Source organism: Microbacterium sp. ISL-59 (assembly GCF_018613945.1).
Taxonomy (GTDB): Bacteria; Actinomycetota; Actinomycetes; order Actinomycetales; family Microbacteriaceae; genus Microbacterium; species Microbacterium oxydans_B.
Genome location: NZ_JAGGPG010000002.1, coordinates 999,994 through 1,021,265, shown reverse-complemented (window position 1 = coordinate 1,021,265; position 21,272 = coordinate 999,994). Strand labels below are relative to the sequence as shown.

General features: G+C 69.2%; 23 protein-coding genes. 12 read left to right on the top strand and 11 right to left on the bottom strand.

The features are described from left to right. The first annotated feature begins 12 nt into the window (after positions 1-12). The 3 genes from J7E45_RS08985 to J7E45_RS08975 are packed head-to-tail and all read left to right on the top strand — an operon-like array spanning position 13 to position 3,172. The gene (locus tag J7E45_RS08985) at positions 13-1,290 is read left to right on the top strand and encodes an extracellular solute-binding protein (RefSeq protein WP_215068618.1); all 1,278 of its coding nucleotides are present in this window, start codon (positions 13-15) and stop codon (positions 1,288-1,290) included. Continuing rightward, complete coding sequence (locus tag J7E45_RS08980; protein WP_251053542.1) at positions 1,290-2,270, top strand: carbohydrate ABC transporter permease; 981 nt, start codon at positions 1,290-1,292, stop codon at positions 2,268-2,270. The genes J7E45_RS08985 and J7E45_RS08980 overlap by 1 nt, the downstream gene beginning before the upstream one ends. Further along, complete coding sequence (locus tag J7E45_RS08975; RefSeq protein WP_215068616.1) at positions 2,267-3,172, top strand: carbohydrate ABC transporter permease; 906 nt, start codon at positions 2,267-2,269, stop codon at positions 3,170-3,172. The genes J7E45_RS08980 and J7E45_RS08975 overlap by 4 nt, the downstream gene beginning before the upstream one ends. Before the next feature lie 73 nt (positions 3,173-3,245). On the opposite strand, the gene J7E45_RS08970 is transcribed toward J7E45_RS08975, so the two are convergent. Both J7E45_RS08970 and J7E45_RS08965 read right to left on the bottom strand, forming a co-directional pair. After that, a complete protein-coding gene (locus J7E45_RS08970) occupies positions 3,246-4,652 on the bottom strand; it encodes a mannitol dehydrogenase family protein (protein ID WP_308162087.1) in 1,407 nt (468 codons plus the stop codon). Between the two features lie 44 nt (positions 4,653-4,696). Further along, a complete protein-coding gene (locus tag J7E45_RS08965) occupies positions 4,697-5,824 on the bottom strand; it encodes a substrate-binding domain-containing protein (RefSeq protein WP_215068614.1) in 1,128 nt (375 codons plus the stop codon). 311 nt (positions 5,825-6,135) lie between these two features. On the opposite strand from J7E45_RS08965, the gene J7E45_RS08960 reads away from it, so the two are divergent. The 8 genes from J7E45_RS08960 to J7E45_RS08925 all read left to right on the top strand — a co-directional run bounded on the left by J7E45_RS08960 (position 6,136) and on the right by J7E45_RS08925 (position 12,514). Further along, positions 6,136-7,794: an Ig-like domain-containing protein gene (locus J7E45_RS08960; RefSeq protein ID WP_215068611.1), complete on the top strand. Its 1,659-nt coding sequence runs from the start codon at positions 6,136-6,138 to the stop codon at positions 7,792-7,794. A 137-nt stretch (positions 7,795-7,931) separates the two neighbouring features. Then, positions 7,932-8,876 (top strand): phosphate/phosphite/phosphonate ABC transporter substrate-binding protein, encoded by a 945-nt coding sequence (phnD, locus tag J7E45_RS08955; protein WP_251053538.1) that lies wholly within the window; start codon positions 7,932-7,934, stop codon positions 8,874-8,876. Continuing rightward, positions 8,873-9,715 (top strand): phosphonate ABC transporter ATP-binding protein, encoded by an 843-nt coding sequence (locus tag J7E45_RS08950; RefSeq protein ID WP_215068609.1) that lies wholly within the window; start codon positions 8,873-8,875, stop codon positions 9,713-9,715. Before phnD ends, J7E45_RS08950 begins: the two co-directional genes overlap by 4 nt. Continuing rightward, positions 9,699-10,550, top strand: coding sequence for a phosphonate ABC transporter, permease protein PhnE (phnE, locus tag J7E45_RS08945; protein ID WP_215068607.1), 852 nt, complete (start codon positions 9,699-9,701; stop codon positions 10,548-10,550). Before J7E45_RS08950 ends, phnE begins: the two co-directional genes overlap by 17 nt. Next, a complete protein-coding gene (locus J7E45_RS08940; RefSeq protein WP_215068605.1) occupies positions 10,547-11,314 on the top strand; it encodes a tyrosine-protein phosphatase in 768 nt (255 codons plus the stop codon). The genes phnE and J7E45_RS08940 overlap by 4 nt, the downstream gene beginning before the upstream one ends. Further along, complete coding sequence (locus J7E45_RS08935; RefSeq protein WP_215068603.1) at positions 11,311-11,937, top strand: TetR/AcrR family transcriptional regulator C-terminal ligand-binding domain-containing protein; 627 nt, start codon at positions 11,311-11,313, stop codon at positions 11,935-11,937. The genes J7E45_RS08940 and J7E45_RS08935 overlap by 4 nt, the downstream gene beginning before the upstream one ends. Positions 11,938-11,990: 53 nt before the next feature. Then, the gene (locus J7E45_RS08930; RefSeq protein ID WP_029263106.1) at positions 11,991-12,251 is read left to right on the top strand and encodes a type II toxin-antitoxin system prevent-host-death family antitoxin; all 261 of its coding nucleotides are present in this window, start codon (positions 11,991-11,993) and stop codon (positions 12,249-12,251) included. Beyond that, on the top strand, positions 12,248-12,514 hold the full coding sequence (locus tag J7E45_RS08925) for a type II toxin-antitoxin system RelE/ParE family toxin (protein ID WP_215068601.1): 267 nt from the start codon (positions 12,248-12,250) through the stop codon (positions 12,512-12,514). The genes J7E45_RS08930 and J7E45_RS08925 overlap by 4 nt, the downstream gene beginning before the upstream one ends. Positions 12,515-12,526: 12 nt before the next feature. Here J7E45_RS08925 and J7E45_RS08920 read toward each other — a convergent pair whose 3' ends face one another. From J7E45_RS08920 to J7E45_RS08910, 3 genes are all read right to left on the bottom strand, one after another. Further along, positions 12,527-12,964 (bottom strand): VOC family protein, encoded by a 438-nt coding sequence (locus J7E45_RS08920; protein WP_091033192.1) that lies wholly within the window; start codon positions 12,962-12,964, stop codon positions 12,527-12,529. Positions 12,965-13,003: 39 nt separating this feature from the next. Continuing rightward, a complete protein-coding gene (locus J7E45_RS08915) occupies positions 13,004-13,354 on the bottom strand; it encodes a TraR/DksA C4-type zinc finger protein (protein ID WP_215068599.1) in 351 nt (116 codons plus the stop codon). A 118-nt stretch (positions 13,355-13,472) separates the two neighbouring features. Beyond that, positions 13,473-16,019 (bottom strand): MMPL family transporter, encoded by a 2,547-nt coding sequence (locus tag J7E45_RS08910; RefSeq protein WP_215068596.1) that lies wholly within the window; start codon positions 16,017-16,019, stop codon positions 13,473-13,475. Between the two features lie 70 nt (positions 16,020-16,089). Between J7E45_RS08910 and J7E45_RS08905 the strand changes: the two genes are divergently transcribed. Beyond that, complete coding sequence (locus tag J7E45_RS08905; RefSeq protein WP_167633641.1) at positions 16,090-16,662, top strand: TetR/AcrR family transcriptional regulator; 573 nt, start codon at positions 16,090-16,092, stop codon at positions 16,660-16,662. A gap of 32 nt (positions 16,663-16,694) precedes the next feature. Here J7E45_RS08905 and J7E45_RS08900 read toward each other — a convergent pair whose 3' ends face one another. From J7E45_RS08900 to J7E45_RS08875, 6 genes are all read right to left on the bottom strand, one after another. Next, positions 16,695-17,399 carry a DUF2786 domain-containing protein gene (locus J7E45_RS08900; protein WP_215068594.1) on the bottom strand — a complete coding sequence of 235 codons (705 nt, stop codon included), beginning with the start codon at positions 17,397-17,399 and terminating at the stop codon, positions 16,695-16,697. Between the two features lie 146 nt (positions 17,400-17,545). After that, positions 17,546-17,869, bottom strand: a complete 324-nt coding sequence (locus J7E45_RS08895) for a cupin domain-containing protein (protein WP_215068592.1) — start codon at positions 17,867-17,869, stop codon at positions 17,546-17,548. A gap of 134 nt (positions 17,870-18,003) precedes the next feature. Beyond that, positions 18,004-18,159, bottom strand: coding sequence for a hypothetical protein (locus J7E45_RS08890; protein ID WP_167381597.1), 156 nt, complete (start codon positions 18,157-18,159; stop codon positions 18,004-18,006). Next, positions 18,156-20,486: a phosphoribosylformylglycinamidine synthase subunit PurL gene (purL, locus tag J7E45_RS08885; protein WP_215068590.1), complete on the bottom strand. Its 2,331-nt coding sequence runs from the start codon at positions 20,484-20,486 to the stop codon at positions 18,156-18,158. Before purL ends, J7E45_RS08890 begins: the two co-directional genes overlap by 4 nt. Positions 20,487-20,567: 81 nt before the next feature. Beyond that, positions 20,568-21,029 (bottom strand): type II toxin-antitoxin system RelE/ParE family toxin, encoded by a 462-nt coding sequence (locus J7E45_RS08880; RefSeq protein ID WP_215068589.1) that lies wholly within the window; start codon positions 21,027-21,029, stop codon positions 20,568-20,570. Next, positions 21,026-21,268 (bottom strand): ribbon-helix-helix protein, CopG family, encoded by a 243-nt coding sequence (locus J7E45_RS08875; RefSeq protein ID WP_029263097.1) that lies wholly within the window; start codon positions 21,266-21,268, stop codon positions 21,026-21,028. Before J7E45_RS08875 ends, J7E45_RS08880 begins: the two co-directional genes overlap by 4 nt. Positions 21,269-21,272 lie beyond the last annotated feature (4 nt).

Below are 21,272 nucleotides of genomic sequence, written 5' to 3'. Positions count from 1 at the left end.
GGAGGAACGAGAATGGCAAGACGCACTGTGATCGCAGCGGCCGCTTCACTGGCCGCCGTGCTGGCCGTCACCGGCTGCAGCTCAGGCACCGGGAACGACGGAGGCGACGCCGACAGCGGAGACCTCCGCGTGTGGCTCATGCAGGACTCCGTGTCCGAGGATGCGGTCGCGTGGCTCGAAGACGAGTTCGCCGCCCAGAACCCCGGCTCCACGCTGACGGTGGAGATGCAGCCCTGGGATGACATCGTCTCCCGGCTCCAGACCTCGCTCGCGAGCGAGTCCGAGACCCCCGACATCGTCGAGATCGGCAACACCAAGACCGCGACGTTCGCGAACGTCGGGGCGCTCGCCGACATCTCCGACCTGTATGACGAGGTCGACGGCGACGACCTGATCCCCAGCTTCGTCGACCAGGCGACGCTCGACGGCAAGACCTACGCCTACCCGCTCTACGCGGGCACCAGCGTCGTGTTCTACCGCACCGACCTGCTCGAGAAGGCCGGCATCCCGGCTCCCGAGACGCTCGACGACCTGGTCGCCGCAGCCGCCACGGTGCAGCAGGCGAACCCCGACGGCGTCGAGGGCTTCAAGGGCATCTACTTCCCCGTCGTCGACGTGCACGGGCTCGAGGGCTGGCTGTTCTCCCACGGCGCGAACTACGCCGAGGAGAAGGACGGCGCGTGGGTCAGCGGACTCGACACCCCCGAGGCCAAGGCCGCTCTCGAGCAGATGCAGACCATCTGGCAGGGTTCGGCCCTCGGCGCGCTCGACGCCAAGGAGACCGCGGGCAACCCGTGGGTGCCGTACAACAACGGCGAGGTCGCGATGTTCTCCTACCGCGTCTTCGCGCAGGACAGCATCTCCCCCGAGCTCGCCGACGTCACCGGTGTGATGGCGCTTCCCCCGGTCGAGGCCGGCGGCGAGAGCCACCAGTTCCTCGGCGGATCCAACGTCGGCATCGCCGCGAAGTCGTCGCAGCAGGAGCTGGCGAAGAAGGCCATGAAGCTGATCCTCAGCGAGGACTTCATGACCCAGCTCGCCGAGGACTCCGGCTGGGTCCCCGGCAACACCACCTTCGCGTCGGCGATCCCCGACGGCATCGTCGACGCCGAGCTGCAGCAGCAGATCGCCGAGACGAGCGCGCTCACCCCGGCGGCCCCGAACTGGGCGATCGTGGAGGGCAACAACATCCCGGTCGACCTTTACTCGGCGATCGCCAAGGGTGAGGACATCGACGAGGTGGTCACGCGCATCGGCGCGAAGATCGAAGCGACCCTCAACGCCGACTGATGATGACCACTCCCGTGATCGATGTCGAGGTCGCCCCTGAGGCGGCCCCGCAGCAGCCCGCTCCCCGCACGCGCCCGCGTCGCGTGCGGGGAGCGCTGCTCCCGTACCTCCTGATCGCGCCGCTCCTCGCGGCGGTGCTGATCGCCCTCGGCTGGCCGCTGCTGCAGCAGTTCGTGATGTCGCTGCAGAAGTTCGGGCTGGCGCAGCAGTTCGGACAGGAGCCCGAATGGGTGGGCCTGGCGAACTACGGCAGGATCCTGACCGACCCCAACATGTGGGTCGTGTTCTTCCGCTCCGTGCTCTTCTGCGCCGTGTGCGCGTCGCTGTCGATGGTGATCGGCATGCTGATCGCGCTGCTGCTGACAAAGGTGAGCAACTGGGCCCGCATCGCCCTGCAGGTGACACTGCTGCTCGTGTGGGCCACCCCGGCGCTGGTGACCATGGTCATCTGGCAGTGGCTGTTCGACGCCCGCTACGGCCTGGTGAACTGGGTGCTCGCGCGCATCGGATTCCCCGACATGGCCGGTTTCCCGTGGACCTCGACCCCGATGGGTGTGTTCACGATCGCCGCGATCACCGTGATCTGGGGCAGCCTGCCCCTGATCGTGTTCATGATCTACTCCGCCCTCACCCAGGTGCCCACCGAGGTGCTCGAGGCGGCGGAGCTCGACGGGGCCGGTCCCTGGACACGCTTCCGGCACGTCACGATGCCCCTCATCACCCCGGCGGTCATGATCGTCGGACTCCTGCAGATCGTGTGGGACCTGCGCGTGTTCACGCAGATCTACGTGCTGCAGCAGGCGGGCGTCTCGATCGAGGAGACCAACCTCCTCGGCACCTACATCTACCGGATCGGCATCGGCCAGGGCGAGTACGGCGACGCGTCGGCTCTCGCGACGATCGTGCTCATCCTCACGCTGCTGCTCACCTGGAAGTACATCGCGAAGATGTTCGCCCAGCAGAAGGAGGTCTCGGAATGAGTGCCCCGACCCTGACCAGGACCACCGACATCGCCGCCGTCGTGCCGCCGCGCTCGCGTCGGACCATCGGCAATCGCAACGACGCCCGCCGACGCACCTGGAACGGCGTCGCGGTGGCCGCCGCGCTGCTCCTCGTCTTCCCGATCTACTGGATGGTCAACACCGCGCTCTCCGAGAACGAAGAGCTGTTCTCGCGCACGCCGCGGTTCTTCCCGTTCCCGCTGAGCTTCGACAGCTTCGGGAGCATCCTCGCCGACGGCGGCTTCTGGTCGGCGCTCGGCATGAGTGCCGGCGTGACGGCCATCGTGGTCGTGGTCGCCGTGCTGTTCGGATTCTTCGCGGCCATCGCGGTGAGCCGTTTCCGCTTCAAGGGCGGCGGCCTCATCATCCTGCTCGTGCTCATCGTGCAGATGATCCCGACCGAGGCGCTGTTCATCTCGCAGTTCCGCATGCTCGACGGCTGGCACCTGCTGAACACGGTCGGCGGCCTGTCGCTGCTCTACATCGGCACGGTCGTCCCGTTCACGGTGTGGCTGCTGCGCGGGTTCATCCACGGCATCCCGGCCGAGCTCGAAGAGGCGGCGATGGTCGATGGCTGCAGCCGGTTCGGGGCGTTCATGCGGGTCACGCTGCCGCTGCTCGGACCGGGCATCGTCACGGCATCCGTCTTCGCGTTCCTGCAGGCGTGGAACGAGTACACCCTGGCCCTCGTCGTGATGACGAAGCCGGGCAACGCCACCCTGCCGCTGTGGCTGCAGACGTTCAGCAGTGAGCTGTCGGCCACCGACTGGGCCGGCATCATGGCGGGCGCCACGCTGATCTCGGTGCCCGTGGTCATCCTGTTCCTCTTCGTCCAGGGTCGCCTGGGCGCGGGCATGATGGCCGGTGCCGTGAAGGGCTGATGCCGCAGGCGTCGAAGAGCGCCGGTCCTTCGGGATCGGCGCTCTTCATGCGTCGGGGGCCAGCGGGGGTGGATCAGCGGGCGTGGTCGGTGAGCATCCCGAGCACGGCGGGGTCCGCGGCGAGATCGGGCGCGAGCAGGTCGAGCAGGGCGCGATGCGGATCGGCATCTGTCGCGCGTGCGGCCAGCTCCTCCGCGGCGACGTCGTCGAGCGGACGTCCTGCGTGCACCTCGGCGATGACGAACCGGGCCCAGGCGGCGATCGCGGCGATGCCGGCCGCGCCCGTCTCGCCGTCGGCGCGGGCGCGGCGCACCGGCTCGACGATGCGGGCACGCAGCTTGAGACTGCCGTCCGCGGCGATCTGGCGCAGCCGGTGCACGATCGCGGGGTTCGCGAATCGCTCGAGCAGCGCCGTCCGGTAGGCGGGAAGGTCGAGGTCGACGCCGGCTCCGTCAGCGGAGGCGTCGAGGCGCTGCTGAGCGAGGTCCCACAGGTCGTGCACGAGAGCCGCGCATTCCGGGTCGGCGATGGCCTCGGCGACGGTCTCGTGTCCGCGCAGGATGCCGTCGGAGGCGAGAAGGGAGTGCGCGCCGTTGAGCATCCACAGCTTGCGCCGCTCGAACGGTTCGATGTCGGACACGAACGAGGCGCCGGCATCCTCCCATCGCGGACGGTCGGCGCGGACGCGTCCGCTCAGGATCCAGCTGTGGAACGGCTCGGTCACCACCAGGGCTTCGTCGCGGACGCCCTCGCGCGCGGCGACGGCGTCGATGTCGTCTGCCGTGGCGCGCGGGGTGATGCGGTCGACGGAGGTGCTGACCACGTCGACCTGCGCGTCGATCCAGGTGCCGAGGGGAGGGGAGGTGAGCGCGGCGAGGTCGCCGAGCACGGCCCGGAGCACGGAACCGTTGTCATCGAGGTTGTCACACGGGATCAGCGTGATCGTGCCGTCGGGCAGGGCGCGGCGTCGAGCGTCGAGCGCCCAGAGCAGGCGGGCGGGCATCGTGCGCAGGACGCCGTTCGCGATGGTGTCCGGCGGGTTCTCCCGATCGGCGAAGGCTTCGCCCAGCGCACAGATGTCGGCGGTGATGTCAGGGTCGGCGACGTCGAGGCGGCCGTCCGATCCGCGTCGATAGCCCTTCTCGGTCACCGTGAGCGTGACGACCGTGACTTCGGGGCGGGTGAGGTAGTCGCGCAGCACGTCGGTGTCGCCGCCGTCGTGCGCGGCCACGATGCTCTCGACGGTCTCGAGATGGTCGCCCTCCGCGCCGCGCGTGAGGAGGGTGTAGACGTCGTCCTGTCGCGTGAGCGTCTCGGCGGCATCGGGCGAGCGGCCCGTGAACGCCGCGATGCCCCACTCGTGGTCGGGATCGGCGTGGGCGGTGTACCAGGCCTGGTGTGCACGGTGGAAGGCACCGAGTCCGAGGTGCACGATGCGCACGGGGGCGCGCGGTAGGGTGCGGCGCGGGCTGTCGGGCACGGGAATCCTCGGGTCGATCGTCGAACCCTGGGTCGGGCCTGACTTCAACCTATGACGCGCGGCGCGATCATGCAAGCGGTTGCAGCCATGCGGGTCGATACGACGGCAGTGGAGGCCCGCTCCCGCACGACCGGCTGCAGCAGCATCCGCACCGGGGTTCGGTCGCCCCCGCGCCCCAGCTGCCGCAACAGTGTGGCCGCCGCGAGGCGTCCGATCTCGCGCTTCGGCGGGGACACGGCCGTGAGGGGGAGCGACGCATCCGCCGCCTCTTCGTCGTCGAAAGCGACCAGCGCGAGGTCGTCGGGAAGCGAGAGCCCCACGCGCCTCAGGTGAGGGAGGAGCGCCGTCGCTTCGCGGTCGCCGAGGCAGACGACGCCGTCGAGTCCCCCCGAGAGCGCTCGGTGCGCGTAGTCGGCGAGTGCGGCGTCGTCCCACGAGTCCCGACGCGTCACCGCGCCCGGGAGGTCGACGAGGGTCAGGTCGTCGATCGCGCGACGGTAGCCGCGCAACGCAGCGTCGGCCGTCGCGGTGTCGCGGCGTCCGAGGAACCCGATGCGCCGACGGCCCTGCCGCGCCAGGTGCCGCACGGCCGCGTATCCGCCCGCGACGACATCGGTGCACACCGCCGAGAGCCCGTCGTCCGGCGGCGAATCCGTTGGCATCCGCTCCATCAGCAGCACCGGGATCGGCAGTGCGCGCAGCAGGTCGAGGCGGGCCGTCGGGTCGGTGCGATGCAGTGTCGGGGTGATCAGCAGGCCGTCGCATCCGGCGGCCAGGAGCTCGCGGATGCGGCGGATCTCCAGGGCGTCGTCATACTCACTCGACACGATGCGCAGGGTCGCGCCCGCGGCCCGGGCCACTTCCGTGATCCCGTCGACGACCGTGGGGAAGTAGTAGCTGCGCGACGGGACGATCACGCCGATCAGGGGCGTCTTCCCGGTCCAGCGCGCCGACACGTAGGTGCCGGATCCTTGGCGGCGGACCACCACTCCGTCGTCGACGAGCATCCCCACCGCCCGACGCACGGTGTTGATGCCGACCGCGTGCGTCGCCGCCAGAGTCGCCTCCGGTGGCAGGCGCTCGCCCCGTGACCACTCGCCGGCGGTGATGCGGTCGCGGAGCTGCTGCGCCAGGCTCACGAACAGCGGCTGGGTGTTCGGAAAAGCTCCCATGTCGCCCTCCTCGGCCCGTGGATGCCCGTGAGTCTTTGCTATGCAACCGTATTCATTCGGACTCGGTTCGGCAAGGTGTCGGGCACTCGCGGCGCGTGCTGCGGGGAATCGCGCTTCCCTCGGCCGCATCTGTGCGAAAGGGCCGACGCACGTGCGATCGGCCGAGCGAAGTGCAGGGCCGACGCCGGCGCAGTCCCGATTCCTTCCTCCAGTCATTCCCTTTCTCGGACGTTTCGTTGACCACCGGATGCCCGCGCGTCACGGTGGCAGTCACGACGACTCCGCGCCTGGCGGAGCGGAAGGAGACACCGATGAGACGCACACGCTGGCTGTCGGCGCTGGTCGCCGCGAGCCTTCTCACCGGAGGGGTGGTCGCCACAGGCGGCGCCGCCTCTGCGGAGACCGTCACGACCGAGCTCGCGATCACTTCGCCCGTCGACGGCGGCACCGTCAGCGGATCGACGCTCACGGTGGAGGGGACGTTCGCGAACACCTCCGAGCTCGTACTCGTCGTGGGGGCCCAGGAGGTGATCCCGATCCCGGTGACCGGCACGGCCGGCACGTGGAGCATCGACATCGACATCGCCGACCGCGACGGGCGACTCGACCTCGCCGTGCGCGCCCTCGACCTCACCACCCTCTACACGACCTGGTCGGAGTTCCTCGCCGTCGAGGTCGACAACCCCGCCGCATCCCGCCCGGTCGTCACGGTCGTCTCGCCGACCGAGGGCGCGTATGCGGGCTCCTCCCTCGACGTGGTCGTCGACGTGGCATCCGACCGCGCGCTGTCCGCCGTCGAGGTGCGGGTGAACGGCGGTGCCTGGCAGGCCGCTGCGGCGCAGGGCGGATGCGAGTACACGGCATCCTTCCCCGTCGCAGGTTCCGAGTTCGCGAGCATCGAGGCCCGGGCGACCGACGTGTCGGGGCACACGACTGACGCGCCGACCACCTACGTCGCGCTCGGCGGAGCCACCGCCGAGACCCCCGTGATCTACGACCAGGACCGCGCGATGTGGATCTGGGAGCGCGCCTCGTACGAGGCCGTGTTCGATGAGGATGCCCGCGACCGCCTCGGCGCCGTGATGGACGACACCACGACGTTCGGGTCCGACCCCATCCGCACGATCTACCTCGGTGTCGACAAGTACGGCACGACCGACATGCTGCGCGACTCGCGTGACGAGGTCGTGGCGTTCGTGGAGTGGGCGCGCGCCCGCGGCTACCACGTGCAGGCCACCGTTGCCGGCGGGACGCGTCCGCCGTATCTGGGCGCCCTGGAGCAGTTCGAGCACTTCGCGGTCGACGAGTTCGAGAAGGTCCTCGACTACAACCTCGCCGTGCCGGAGTCCGCGCGCTTCGACGGCATCAACGTCGACATCGAGCCCTACATCCTCACCGACTGGAAGCTGCCCGACAGCGGCGGCCTCCCGAACCGGTGGCTCGAGATCCTGGACACGCTCATCGAGCGCCGCGACGCCTCCGGGCTGCCGGTGCTGGTCGGGCCCGCGATCCCGCGCTGGCTGGACTCCTCGGCCTGCTGCACCTCGATCACGTGGAACGGCCAGACCAAGCCGCTCAGCGACCACATCCAGGACATGACCGACTACATCGCGATCATGGACTACCGCGACACGGCCGACGGCAGCGCGGGCATCATCGCCCAGGCGCAGCACGAGATCGACTACGCGAACCAGATCGGCAAGCCGCATTCGGTCGTGGTCGGCATCGAGACCAAGGACCTCTCCGGTACGGGTGACCCCGAGACCGTGACGTTCTGGGAGGAGGGACGCACCTACCTCGAGGGCGAGCTCGACAAGACGTACACCGCGTTCCAGGACGACGCCTCGTTCGGCGGCATCGCCATGCACCACTACGACGACCTGCTGATGCTGCCGTCGGCGTGGGACGACACTCCGCCCGTGTACTACCCCGTGCCGGGTGCGGGACCAGGGGGTCCGGCGCTGCCGTAGGTTCCTGTCGTTGCGGGGCAGTTCCTTCGGGGGCTGCCCCGCTTCGGCTGTCCGGCGACACCGTCCGTTCATCCGACGTTCCATTCGGAGTACGGCGGTCTCGTAATTGCCCGTCACCTTCGGGAGTTGGAATACCGATGTTCTCGGAATTCCGAGGACTCTCCTCCCGAAAGGTCATCATGCGCCGCTTCACCCTGCCCGTCGTCGGCCTCCTGGGCGTGGCCGCCCTCGCCCTCACCGGATGCCAGAGCCCGACCGCCGAGGCGGCTCCGGCCGATCCCGACGCCCCCATCACGATCGCCACGATCCCCGTCGGCGAAGACCCCACCGCCGAGAACCCCGTCGAGGTGTTCGCCGAGCTGCTCGAAGCCGCGACCGGCCGCGACGTCGAGATCACGGATGTGCCCGACTACCTGAGCGTCGTCGAGGCGATCCGCGCCGACCACGTCGACATCGGCATCATGAGCGGGTTCCCCTCCGCGCTCGCCGTGAACACCGGAGAGGTCGATGCGCTGGTCGCGTTCCAGGGCGACGGCAAGCCGGTGTCGACCTGTGTCGTCCTCGAGGACTCGCCCATCCAGACCGTCGAAGACCTCGAGGGCAAGACCGTGGCGTTCGCCGATCAGGCCTCCAGCTCGGGCTACTTCATGCCCGTGTACATGCTGCACGAGGCCGGGCTCGAACAGGGCACCGACTACGAGGCCATCTTCGCGGGCGGGCACGAGGGCAGCTTCGCCGCACTGGAGCAGGGCCAGGTGGATGCCGCGTGCACCGCGGTCATGCTCACCGAGCTCGGAGCCCCGATGTTCCCGTTCGCGGACGGCGAGTGGCGTGCGGTGGGCGAGAGTCCGGCGATGGACATCCAGGGCGCCGTGCTCGGCCGCCCGTCGCTGGATGCCGAGACCCGCAAGGTGATCCAGGACGGAATCGCCGAGGTGTTCTCGCCCGAGAACGCCGAGCGTCTCGGCGCCTACGGTGCGTTCGCTGCGGCCCCGCAGACGGTCGACCCCAAGGGAGCGGACTTCGAGTCCTTCGCCGAGATCGCGGCCGTCGCCGGTGTCGAGCTCAAGGACCTCAAGTGACCCTGTCCAGCCCGCGCCTCGCGCCCCCGGCATCCGCTCCCGAGGCCCGCACGCCCACCGCCGAGCTGCGGCAGGCGCTTCCGCTCGTGACCGTGCGCGGCCTTCAGGTGGCGTACGACGAGAACACGGTGCTCGACGGCGTCGACCTCGACCTCTTCCCGGGCGAGATGGTGGCTCTGCTCGGGGCCTCCGGTTCGGGCAAGTCGACCCTGATGCGGAGCCTGACCGGGTTCGCGCCGATCTCCGCCGGCACGGTGCGGGTCGCCGGGCACGACGTCACGAATCTCGCCCGCGGCGAGCTGCGCACGCTGCGTTCCGAGGTCGGACAGGTGTTCCAGCAGTTCAACCTGATCCCGCGGCTCAGCGTCATGACCAACGTGCTCACGGGCGCGCTGCATGGTGCGGGGCCGATCAACCTGGCCGGGGGCTTCTCGACCGCGCACCGCCGCCGGGCGCTCGAACTGCTCGATCGAGTCGGCATCGCGCACAAGGCATCCGCCCCCGCGCGCTCGCTCTCGGGCGGACAGCAGCAGCGCGTCGCGATCGCCCGGGCCCTGATGCAGCAGCCGAAGGTGATCCTGGCCGACGAGCCGGTCGCCTCGCTCGACCCGAAGCTCGCGGGCTCGGTGCTCGAACTGCTGCGCGAGATCGCCACACACGACGGCATCCCGGTGCTCGTGAGCCTGCACGTGCTGCCCCTCGCTCTCGCGCACAGCGACCGGATCGTGGGGCTGCGGCACGGCGAGATGCTCGTCTCGGGCGCGACCTCGCAGCTGGATGCCGCCGCCCTCAGCCCGCTGTACGACGACGAGGAGGACGGCGATGAGCACGAGCACTGAACCGCGCGCAGACCGCACCGACCGCACCGCACGCCCCGCGCTCGATCCGGCCGAACGTGCCCGGCTCGAGAGCGCCTTCCGGGTGCCGCGCGCCCGCTTCCTGATCGGCCTGCCGGTCGCGTTCCTGCTGCTGCTCTGGTCGTTCAACGGCGCCGAGTTCAACTTCGTGAAGCTCGGCGAGGGCGCGATCAACATGGGTGAGTTCCTCTCGCGCCTGTTCCCGCCCGACTTCTCGAAGATCGGCACCATCCTGGCCCTGCTGCTCGAGACGTTCCAGATGGCGGTCGTCGGCACGGTGCTCGGCGCGGTGCTGTCGCTCATCGTCGCATTCGGGGCCACGTCCACCCTCGCGCCGAAGTGGCTGTATTACCCGACGCGCTGGATGATGAACATCATCCGCTCGGTGCCCGACCTGGTGTTCGCGCTCATGTTCGTCTCGGCTGTCGGGCTCGGCCCGTTCGCCGGCATCCTGGCCATGACGCTCGGGTCCATCGGCTCGATCGGCAAGATCTTCGCCGAGGCGATGGAGCAGGTCGACCGCGGGCCCGTCGTCGCGATGGAGGCCGTCGGCGCCTCGAAGCGACAGGTCATCCAGTACGGCATCCTGCCCCAGGCCGCGCCGCTCCTCACCTCGTACACGCTGCTGCTGTTCGAGGGGAACGTGCGTGGGGCGACCATCCTCGGCCTCGTCGGCGCCGGCGGCATCGGTCTGGAGTTGACCACGGCCATGCGCATGTACGACTACGGCCACCTCAGCGCCATCATCATCTGCATCATCGTGCTCGTCACGGTGATCGACCAGGGCAGCGCCCTCATCCGAAGGAGAATCACATGACCATCATCGACACCGACCTCGTCCTCAGCGCACCGGTCAACCTGCGCGACCTCGGCGGCATCGCGATCGATGGGGGCGTGCTCCGCGAGGGGCTCGCCATCCGCACCGACGACCTCGCCTACGTGACCGAACAGGTGGCCGACGACCTCGTCGCGGGCGGACTCACCGCCATCATCGACCTGCGCTCGCCGCTCGAGGTCTCGGTGACGGGACGCGGACCGCTCGCCGAGCACCCGGTCGCGTACCACCACCTGCCCCTGATCGCGGATGTCGGGGAGTCGATGGACCGCGACAAGCCCGCGCTCACCCATGAGGCGATGGGCCTGATGTACCAGCGCATGGTCGATGGAGCAGCGCCGCAGCTCGTGATCGCGCTCAACGTCATCGCGTACACGCCGGGGGCTGCGGCCTTCCACTGTGCGGCTGGTCGCGATCGTACGGGTGTGCTGGCGGCGATGCTGCTGCTCGCCCTCGGCGCCGCCGACGACGACATCGTCACCGACTACGCCCGCACGGGCGACAACATGGTGGCGATCATGGCGCGCACCGCACCTGTGATGGGGGCGATGTGGAAGGCGCTGGGCTTCGACGCCGACGCGCTCGGGAAGACCTCGTCGCTGCTGGAGGGATCGATGGACGTGTCGATGCGCAGCCTGCTCGACACCCTCCGCGCGCAGCACGGTGACCCGCTGACCCCGCTGCGCGCCGCGGGGCTCTCGGATGCCACGATCGCCCGGCTGCGCGAGCGGGCGCTCGCCGCGTGACGGTCCTGACGGCGGATGCCGGGGCCGCGGTTCGCCGCCGCCCCGGTCGTCCGCGTGACGAAGACCTCGACGGGCAGATCGTCGCGGCGACGCTGGAGATCATCGACGCCGGTGACGAGGTCACGGTGTCGCGCGTGGTCGCCCGCAGCGGGGTGAGCCGGGCGGCGCTGTACCGGCGCTGGCCCTCGCTCACGCTGCTGATCGCGGCGGCGCTCGACGTCGGCCGCGAGGTGCCGCCCGAGTATCCCGCGGATGCCGACCTGCACGAGATCCTGCTCGCGGGGCTCGGGCTCGGTGCCGACGGTGTCGCTCCCTCGGCGCCCGGATACTCGGAGGAACGATTCCGGCAGCGCATCCGCCTGGTCATGGCCGACCGTGCCCTGCAGCGGACGTACTGGGAGTCGCACGTGTCGCGACGCCGGGTGCCGCTGCAGAACGCACTCCGGGTGGGGATGGCGCGGAGCGAGCTGCGGAGTGACCTCGACGTCGAAGCCTGCTTCGATGCGATCGCCGGGGTGGCCTACTACCAGCTCGTCGTGCGCGGCGACCGGGTCAACGACCCCGCCGTCGTCGAGCGGATGCGGGCTGCGATCGAGGTGATCTGGCGCGGGATGGTGGCGTGAGAGCGAGTTATGTACATAATGCTTCTAAAGCCGCTTATGCCTATAATGGAGGCATGACCACTCTCACCCGCAGCATCCCCTCCAAGGATCTTCGCGACAGTCTCGCCGATGTGCTGGGCGGAGTCGCGTACGGGTCGGAGCGCGTCGGGGTGACGCGCCATGGCAAGCTCACCGCCGTCGTGATCAGCGTCGACGACCTCGAGCTGTTGGAGGAACTGGAGGCCGCGCGTGATGCGGCGGAGTTCCGTGCGGCGAAGGCCGCGGATGACGGCGAGCGCGTCTCGCTCGACGAGCTTCGCGCCGAACTCTCGTGACGGCCTATCGCGTCGAGTTCACCGCACCGGCCGCGAAGGAGATCCGCAAGCTCGACCCCCAGGTCAGGCGTCGCATCCTCGCCGGCATCGCCGCGCTGGAGAAGGAGCCGCGCCCGAGCGGCGTCCGCAAGCTGACCGGTTTCGACGACGCCTGGCGCATCCGGGTCGGCGATCACCGCGTGCTCTACGAGGTCGTCGACGACGTCGTGCTGGTGACCGTGTTCCGGGTTGCGCGCCGTCGGGACGTGTACGGCGACTTATGATTCTGCCTGCGGTCAGCTCTTCGTGAGGTCCTGCGCGAACATCACGAGGATGCCGCTGGGGCCGCGGAGATAAGTGAGCTTGTAGACGTCCTGGTAGTTCGCGACGCCGCGCAGTGGCTGGTAGCCGTGGCGGGCCGCGATCGCGAGCGACTCGTCGATGTCGTCGACCGAGAAGGCGATGCGGTGCATGCCGATCTCGTTCGGCAGGGTCGGCTCGGTCTCGATCGCATCCGGGTGGATGTATTCGAACAGCTCGATCTGGCCGCGTCCATCGGGGGTCTGCAGCACCGCGATCTTCGCGTGGTTGCCGTCGAGTCCGACCGCGGTCGCCGCCCACTCCCCGCTGACCTCGTCGCGACCGAGCACCGTGAGGCCGAGGTCGGTGAAGAAGGAGATGGTGGCTTCCAGGTCGCGCACGGCGATCCCGACATTCTCGAGTGTGATGGGCATGGGTGGGATGCTACTCGCGCTCGCCCACCCGTGTCAGCGCTAGTGCCCGAGCTTCTCGGCGCAGGCGACGCAGTACTCGGCGAACGGTCGGGCCTGCAGTCGTGCCGCGGGGATCGGCCGGCCGCAGTTCGCGCAGACGCCGTAGGTGCCGGCATCCACTCGCGCCAGCGCGTCGTCGACCTGTCGGAGTTCGGATGCTGCCGCCTCGGCGAGCCCGGTCAGCCGTGACCACTCCGACGAGAGCGTGACGCCCTCAGGGTCGTGTTCGTCGTCGTCGTTCGAGCTCTCGCGGTCGTGGGTGAGCTCGTCGAGGCTTGCGGCCCCCGCCTGCACCCGGGCCTCGGCCTGGACGCGCAACTCCTGCAGCAGCGCGCGGGGGTCAGAACTCATGCGCCCACTCTAGGCATCCCCGCCGACACCCCGGCCCCAACCGTCGCGCTTTCGCGTCGAGGTCGCAGGATCCAGGCGGAACTCTGCGACCTCGACGCGAATCTGCGACGCGCGCGCCTCAGGCGGAGTGGCCGCTCGTCGGCACCGAGTCGGTCGTCGTCGGAACGGCCACGGCCTTCATGCCGGGGTGATCGCGCTCGAGGGCCGCCCCCTCCATGTCGACGTTCGGCAGGATGCGGTCGAGCCAGCGCGGCAGCCACCACGCCGAACGGCCGAGCAGATGCATGAGCGCGGGCATCAGCAGCATCCGCACCACGAACGCATCGAGCAGCACGCCGAACGCGAGGCCGAACCCGATCGAGCGGATGATCGTCGACTCCGAGAAGATGAACCCGCCGAACACCGACACCATGATGAGGGCGGCGGCGGTCACGACCGAGCGGCCGGCACGGAAGCCCTGGGCCACGGCATCGCGCGCCGAGGCTCCGTGCACATACGCCTCGCGCATGCCGGAGGCGAGGAACAGCTGATAGTCCATCGCGAGCCCGAACAGGATGCCGACGAGGATCACCGGCAGGAAGCTCAGGATCGGCCCGGTGCTGTGCAGCCCGATGATCTCGGCGCCCCAGCCGAACTGGAACACCGCCACGATCAGACCGTATGTCGCGAACAGCGAGAGTACGAAGCCGCCGGTCGCGATGAGCGGCACCAACAGCGAGCGGAACACCACGATCATGATGAGCAGCGAGAGGCCGACCACGACCACGAGGTACAGCGGCAAGACCCCGGCCAGAGCCTCGGAGATGTCGATGTTGATCGCGGCCTGACCCGCGACGCCCAGGATGATGCCGTCGCCGATCGCCGGCATGGCGCGGAGGTCCTGTACGAGCTTCTCGGTGGAGGCGCTGTTCGGACCCTCCTCGGGGACGACCTGGAACGCGAGGAGCGTGTTGTCGTCGGACGTGGCGATCGGAGCGACCGCCGCGACGTCGTCCTGGTCGGCGATGGCCTGCGCGATCGTGACCTGCGTGGAGAGCAGATCGTCGTCGGTGACCGCGTCGTCGAGGGTCGCGGTGACCAGCAGGGGACCGTTCGCACCTTCGCCGAACTGCTCGTCGACGGTCTGGAACGCGCGGTAGCTGGTCGAGTCGCTCGGTTCGCTCGACCCGTCGGGCAGACCGAGTCGCATCGACATCGCGGGGATCGCGATGATGAGCAGCGCGACCACGCTCACGAGCGTGGTGACCACCGCGCGCAGGGTCGACATCCGCTTCACGGGCTTGCCCGCGGCGTGCTCCTGCCCGACCGTCGCGCGAGCGCGGCGGCTGAGCAGACGGTCGCCGACGAGCCCGAGGATGGCGGGCGCGAGGGTGATCGCGACGAGCACGGCGACCGCGACGCACACTGCGCCGACCGTGCCCATGAGGCCGAGGAACGGGACGCCGGTCACGTTGAGCGCGAGGAGCGCGACGATCACGGTCGTGCCGGCGAACACCACGGCGGTGCCGGACGTGCCGGTGGCCAGGCCGATGGATTCGCGCACCGGAACGCCGGCGAGCAGCTGCTTGCGGTGCCGGTTGACGATGAAGAGCGAGTAGTCGATGCCGACCGCGAGGCCGAGCATCACGCCGAGCACCGGTGTCACGGACGCCATGTCCACCACGCCGGAGAACGCGAGGGATGCCGTGACTCCGACACCGACGCCGACGATGGCGGTGACGATGGGGAGGGCTGCGGCGATGAGCGAGCCGAGCATCACGATGAGGACGATCGCGGCGAACACGAGACCGACCGCCTCGCCGACGCCGAAGATCTCGGGCACGCCCTGCGCGATGTCGGTGCCGAAGTCGACCTCGGTGCCGTCGATCGGAGCGGATGCGAAATGGTCGATCGTGCCCTGCTTGACCTCTTCGGAGAGTTCGAGGCGCGGGTCGACGAACGAGATGTTGACGATCGCGGTGGACCCGTCTTCCGACACCACGCCGATGCCGTCGGCCAGGTCGAGGAGGGTCGAGCCCAACTCCGCCTGGTCGGCGTTCTCCTGCAGGGTGATGCGGGACTGATCGAGCTTCGCGTTCTGGGCCTCGAGCTCGGCTGCCTGCGCGTTCAACGCCGCCACCTGGGCGTCGAGGGCGGCGAGCTGCTCGGGGCCGGCGCCGGCCTGCTCCGCCTGGGTGCGGGCCGGCGTGAGCTGGGTGAGGCCGGCTTCGATCTGGGCCCTGCCCTCGTCGAGCTTCGTCTGCCCAGCGTCGAGCTGGGCACGACCGTCGGTGATCTGCTTCTCGCCGTCGGCGAGCTCCTTCGCGCGATCGGCCTGCTGCTTCTGCGCGTCGAACGGATCGATCACGGAGGCGACGCCATCGAGATCCTCGGCGCTGGCAGCGAGATCGGAGATGTCCTGCTTCTGCTCGTCGGTGAACGCTGAACCTTCGGTGGTGCGATAGACGACCGTTCCGGTGCCGCCCGCGGAATCCGGGAGCTTGTCGGCGAGCTCGTCGGTCACGGCGCCCGATGCGGTGCCGGGGATGTCGAAGCTGTTGCTCAGCGTGCCCCCCAGTGTGAGGAAGGCGCCGACGCCGAGGCCGAGGATCAACACCCACGACACGATCACCGTCCACGCCTTGCGTGCAGCGAACGAACCCAGACGGTAAAGCAGTGAAGCCACAGTGGTCTCCTTCAGACTCGAAAGATCATACGGCACGTCTCGTCTAGACATCTTTGGCTATCCTGAGAGCATGGTCAACGAGCATCGGAGCGGGCCCGTGCGCAGCACCGCGGCGCGCGAAGCGATCCTCGATGCGACCTCGCGACTCTTCCACGCGCAGGGGTACGACCGGCTCACGATCGAGGGCATCGCGAAGGAAGCGGGGGTCGGCAAGCAGACCATCTACCGCTGGTGGCCCTCGCGGGGTGCGCTCATCGCGGACTGCCTGGTCGACGGGCGCCTCATCCCCGTGGACTTCGTCGTGGCGGACACCGGCGACCTCCAGGGCGATGTCGAGGCGTGGCTGCGTTCGGTGCTGTCGATCCTCGAGGCCCCTCAGGGGCAGGCCCTGCTGCGGTCGCTCGTCGCCGCGGCCGCCGATGATGCCGAGGTCGGTGTGCACTTGAGCGAGAGCCTCGGGGTCGAGAAATACCTGTCGGAGCGCCTGCGCGGCGGCATCCGAGACGGGCAGCTGCCGGCCGATGCACCGATCGCCCAGATCGGCAGGGCCATCCTGGGGGCGATCATCGTGGAGTCGCTCGGTCGTGAGGCTCGCGATCCCGGTGGGGTCGTCGACCTGGTCCGGTACCTCTTCGCCCGCTGAGCTTCCGTCGCGCCGGGGGTACAGGGACTCGGTCATGTCAGGCGGCCTCGCTCGCCGGTTCGCGCTTCTCGCCCCGATCGGTGCCCGAATGCGAAGGCTCCGGCATCGGCTTGGTGGCGAGGTCGGGCGCGCTTGGTCGCCATCGCGTCGACCGCCTCGTCCACCCGATCGCGGCGCGAGGTCAGGACCAGGGCGGTGCCGGTGCCCGCATCCTCGACGATCGTTCGGCGGCTGTCCTGGATGCGACTCATGACACCTCGGGCGAAGCCCCGCAGGAAGCCGCTGCGTGCACGCCGCTTCTCGGACTCCGTGTGCCAGTGGTAGATCTCGCGCTGCACGGACCACCACTTCCGCATCGCGACCATGGCCTGCACCTCGAGGCTCGCGGTGAGGGTGCGCACCTGCGTGACGTCGGACGCATACCCGACCAGAAGCAGGCCCGCGCCGACGGGAACCTCCATGCCGAGCGGCCGCACGGTGCCCAGCGCCTGCGCGACACCCGAGCCGATCTCCTGCAGATCCCGGGCGTACACGCCGCTGAACAGCATCCGCTCCTGAACGATCTGCTCCTGTGTCTGGCCCAGCCGGCCACGGCGTTCGTCGATGCGGGCCTGATCTATGCCGTACTTCACGATCAGCCGCTCGGCGTGCTCGGTCAGAGCCTCTGCCTCTTCCGGTGTCGTGCTCTCGGCCTTCGCCAGCAGCTTCGCGATCAGGTCGAGCTTCGCCTCGGTCATGGCATCCCCCTTGGTGGTGTGTGATGCCTCGTATCCTCCGCGGGGTCACCCGCATTCAGAGGGTCGATCACGGTGCCTGGGGAGAAACCTGTTTCGCGGCGTCCTGGGGAGGGATGCTGTGCGCGGGGTGGGGCATGAAGCCGTGGCTACTCGAGCCACTCCGTGACGAAGCGGTCGTTCGCATGGATGTGCGTGGCCTCGTAGGTGCCGCCGTCGAGCACCTCGAAACGGTGGGAGACGAGCGCGGGGACGACGAGGATCTGCCCTCCGGCGCCGACCACCTGATCGTCGCCGACGGTGAACAGCGCGCGGCCGCGACGGATCACGAACGTCTCGGCGTACGGATGCCGGTGCAGACGTGGTCCTCGACCGGGTGTCGTGATGAACTCACGCATGATGCTCACGGGTGAGCCGAGCAGGTACCCCTCGATGTCTTCGTCAGTGGTGAGGTCTCTGAGGTGGATGGTCATGGTTCCTCCGTTCCCGCCCGAGGGTACGCCTGGCGAGGCCGCGTCGCACTCTCTCATCGAGGTCGCACGCAATCCTGGAATCCGTGCGACGCGGGTGCGGAACTGCGACCTGGGGGCGGAGGAGCCGGCCGCTCTCAGCCGAGGATGAGCGTGATCACGGTCGCGCCGCCACCGCCGAGGATGAGCGCGATGATCACGGTCCACGCGACGATGCGGATGCGACGGTTGCGCTTCTCGCCGAGGTCGCCGTAGTCCTCTTCGTTCGGGTTCTGCCGGCTCACGTCGCTCATGCGCTGACCTCGGTGACCGTTGGGCCGAAGTACGAGGGGAGCGTGGCCTGCGAGCGCTCGCGCAACTCGGCGATCGACACGGTGAAGACGTCCTGCACCTCGAGCTTCGCGCCCTCGGTGTCGGTCACGCCGATGCGCATCACCGGGTAGTCGCGTCCCTCGCAGAGTCCGCGGAACTTCACGTCGTCTTCACGCGGCACGGTCACGAGCACGCGACCGGTCGACTCCGAGAACAGGGCGGATGCGGCATCCACGCCGTTGCTCTCGATGATCTCGTTCAGCCAGACGCGGGCGCCGACACCGAAGCGCATGACGCCCTCGGCGAGAGACTGCGCGAGGCCGCCTTCGGAGAGATCGTGCGCCGAGGAGATCAGCCACTCGTCGCGGGCGGCGGAGAGCAGACCCGCGAGGCGCTTCTCGCCGGCGAGGTCGACATTGGGCGGGAGTCCGCCGAGGTGGTCGTGCACGACGTCGGCCCAGGCCGAACCCGAGAGCTCGGTCGAGGTGGTGCCGAGGAGGTAGATGTTCTGACCCTCGTCCTGCCATCCGGAGGGGATGCGGCGCGAGACGTCGTCGATGATGCCGAGCACGCCCACGAGCGGGGTCGGGTGGATCGGCACGTCGCCGGTCTGGTTGTAGAACGAGACGTTGCCGCCGGTGACCGGGGTGCCCAGCTCGTAGCATCCGTCGGCCAGGCCGTCGACCGTCTGACCGAACTGCCACATGACCTCGGGGTTCTCGGGAGAGCCGAAGTTGAGGCAGTCGGTGATGGCCGTGGGCACGGCGCCGGTGACGGCGACGTTGCGGTACGCCTCGGCGAGGGCCAGCTGTGCGCCCGCGTACGGGTCGAGCTGGCAGTAGCGGCCGTTGGCGTCAGTCGAGATGGCGAAGCCGAGGCCCGACTCCTCGTCGACGCGGATCATGCCGGCGTCGTCGGGGAAGCTCAGTGCCGTGTTGCCGAGCACGTAGTAGTCGTACTGGTTGGTGATCCAGCTCGTGTCGGCCAGGTTCGGCGAGGCGACGAGGGCGAGGAACTGCTCGCGCAGCGTCTCGGGATCGTTCGCACGGGGCAGGTTCTCGGCGGCATCCGCCTGCAGGGCGTCGATCCACGTCGGGTAGGCGACCGGACGGTCGTAGACGGGGCCGTCGACCGCGACGGTCGAGGGGTCGACGTCGACGATGCGCTCGCCCTGCCAGTCGATGATGAGGCGTCCGTCGCCGGTGACCTCGCCGAGCACGGAGGTCTCGACCTCCCACTTGTTCACGACCTCGAGGAAAGCGTCGAGCTTCTCGGGAGCGACGATCGCCATCATGCGCTCCTGCGACTCCGACATGAGGATCTCCTCGGCCGTGAGCGTGGGGTCGCGCAGCAGCACGTTGTCGAGCGAGACCTTCATGCCGCTGTTGCCGTTGGCCGCGAGCTCGCTGGTCGCGCAGGAGATGCCGGCGGCGCCCAGGTCCTGGATCGCCTCGACGAGCTCGGCCCGGTACAGCTCGAGGCAGCACTCGATGAGCACCTTCTCGGCGAACGGGTCGCCCACCTGCACGGCGGGGCGCTTGGTCGGACCGGTGGAGTCGAAGGAGTCGGAGGCCAGGATGCTCGCGCCGCCGATACCGTCGCCACCCGTGCGGGCGCCGAAGAGCACGACCTTGTTGCCGACGCCGGTCGCGTTGGCGAGCTTGAGGTCTTCGTGGCGCAGCACGCCCACCGCGAGCGCATTCACGAGCGGGTTCGCTTGGTAGACGGAGTCGAAGACCGTCTCGCCGCCGATGTTCGGCAGGCCCAGGCAGTTGCCGTAGAAGCTGATGCCGCTGGTCACGCCGTGCACGACGCGGGCGGTGTCGGGGTGGTCGACCGCGCCGAAGCGCAGGGCGTCCATGATCGCGACCGGGCGAGCGCCCATCGAGATGATGTCGCGGACGATGCCGCCGACGCCGGTCGCCGCACCCTGGAAGGGCTCGATGAACGAGGGGTGGTTGTGCGACTCGGCCTTGAAGGTGACGGCCCAGCCCTCGCCGACGTCGACGACGCCCGCGTTCTGGCCCATGCCCACCATGAGGCGTTCCTTCATCTCGTCGGAGACCTTCTGGCCGAAGCGGCGCAGGTAGTTCTTCGACGACTTGTAGGAGCAGTGCTCCGACCACATCACGGAGTACATCGCCAGCTCGCCCGACGTGGGGCGACGGCCGAGGATCTCCTTGATGCGCGCGTACTCGTCGGGCTTGAGTCCGAGTGCCGCGTACGGCTGCTCCTTCTCGGGCGTCGCGATCGCGTTCTCGACGGAGTCGGGGACGTGCTGGGGGGAAGGTGCAGGGGCGGTGGTCACGCGCACTCCAAAGGAAGGGGCCGGCGGGGCAAGCTCAGTCTACCGGCGCGGGTGAGGCGGCTCTCCCGCGAGTGCGGGAGGTCAGATGCGGTCGGCGCGGATGGCGTCGAGGATCTGTGCGGATGTCTCGTCCTGTTGCTGCGGTGGGTGCGACAGGGCGCCCTTCTTCGTGGGGAGGGTGACCCTTCCGGTGCGCACGAGTCGCGACCACGCGGTGTCACGATCGCTCTCGGTGAGGGCGGCAGCGATGTCTCTCCTCGTGTGAAGCACGCGATGGACTCGCACGGCGTCCGGATCATCGGTGTAGATGACGAGGTACGGATGGTTTCGAAGAGGGAAGGCGCGGATGTCGGGAATCTCGGTCACCAGCTCGAAGCGCACCGATCCCAGCGAGGGATACGCAGCGAGCCGGCTCATCGCATGCTGGAGGTCGTCGATGAACGCGATCGCGACCGGCGGCCCTGCTTCGCCGAGGTAGCGCGTGACCGCGCCGTCGATGTCCTCATCCGCCCGCCTGGTGGTGACGACTCGCCCCGCAGTCACGCGTCGGCGGCGTCTGCGTGGACGCGGTCTCGGAGGCGATCGAAGTACGCCTGGTCCACTTCGGAACCCGGCCCCGACGTCATCCCGTCGACAACCAGGGATCGCAACTGCTCGCGGGCCTGCTCATGGCGGATCAACTCACGCATGAACTCGCTGCTGTTGCTGTAGCCGCGCTCGGCCACCTGCGTTTCGACGAAGTCCTTCAGCGCGTCCGGAAGAGAGATGTTCATCGTGGCCATGCCT

What these genes read in the sequence shown, in the direction of transcription:
- J7E45_RS08985 (WP_215068618.1), top strand. Translation starts at nt 13, where the DNA reads ATGGCAAGACGCACTGTGATCGCAGCGGCCGCTTCACTGGCCGCCGTG.
- J7E45_RS08980 (WP_251053542.1), top strand. Translation starts at nt 1,290, where the DNA reads ATGATGACCACTCCCGTGATCGATGTCGAGGTCGCCCCTGAGGCGGCC.
- J7E45_RS08975 (WP_215068616.1), top strand. Translation starts at nt 2,267, where the DNA reads ATGAGTGCCCCGACCCTGACCAGGACCACCGACATCGCCGCCGTCGTG.
- J7E45_RS08965 (WP_215068614.1), bottom strand. Translation starts at nt 5,824, where the DNA reads ATGGGAGCTTTTCCGAACACCCAGCCGCTGTTCGTGAGCCTGGCGCAG.
- J7E45_RS08960 (WP_215068611.1), top strand. Translation starts at nt 6,136, where the DNA reads ATGAGACGCACACGCTGGCTGTCGGCGCTGGTCGCCGCGAGCCTTCTC.
- phnD (WP_251053538.1), top strand. Translation starts at nt 7,932, where the DNA reads ATGTTCTCGGAATTCCGAGGACTCTCCTCCCGAAAGGTCATCATGCGC.
- phnE (WP_215068607.1), top strand. Translation starts at nt 9,699, where the DNA reads ATGAGCACGAGCACTGAACCGCGCGCAGACCGCACCGACCGCACCGCA.
- J7E45_RS08940 (WP_215068605.1), top strand. Translation starts at nt 10,547, where the DNA reads ATGACCATCATCGACACCGACCTCGTCCTCAGCGCACCGGTCAACCTG.
- J7E45_RS08930 (WP_029263106.1), top strand. Translation starts at nt 11,991, where the DNA reads ATGACCACTCTCACCCGCAGCATCCCCTCCAAGGATCTTCGCGACAGT.
- J7E45_RS08920 (WP_091033192.1), bottom strand. Translation starts at nt 12,964, where the DNA reads ATGCCCATCACACTCGAGAATGTCGGGATCGCCGTGCGCGACCTGGAA.
- J7E45_RS08915 (WP_215068599.1), bottom strand. Translation starts at nt 13,354, where the DNA reads ATGAGTTCTGACCCCCGCGCGCTGCTGCAGGAGTTGCGCGTCCAGGCC.
- J7E45_RS08905 (WP_167633641.1), top strand. Translation starts at nt 16,090, where the DNA reads ATGGTCAACGAGCATCGGAGCGGGCCCGTGCGCAGCACCGCGGCGCGC.
- J7E45_RS08900 (WP_215068594.1), bottom strand. Translation starts at nt 17,399, where the DNA reads ATGACCGAGGCGAAGCTCGACCTGATCGCGAAGCTGCTGGCGAAGGCC.
- J7E45_RS08895 (WP_215068592.1), bottom strand. Translation starts at nt 17,869, where the DNA reads ATGACCATCCACCTCAGAGACCTCACCACTGACGAAGACATCGAGGGG.
- J7E45_RS08890 (WP_167381597.1), bottom strand. Translation starts at nt 18,159, where the DNA reads ATGAGCGACGTGAGCCGGCAGAACCCGAACGAAGAGGACTACGGCGAC.
- J7E45_RS08875 (WP_029263097.1), bottom strand. Translation starts at nt 21,268, where the DNA reads ATGGCCACGATGAACATCTCTCTTCCGGACGCGCTGAAGGACTTCGTC.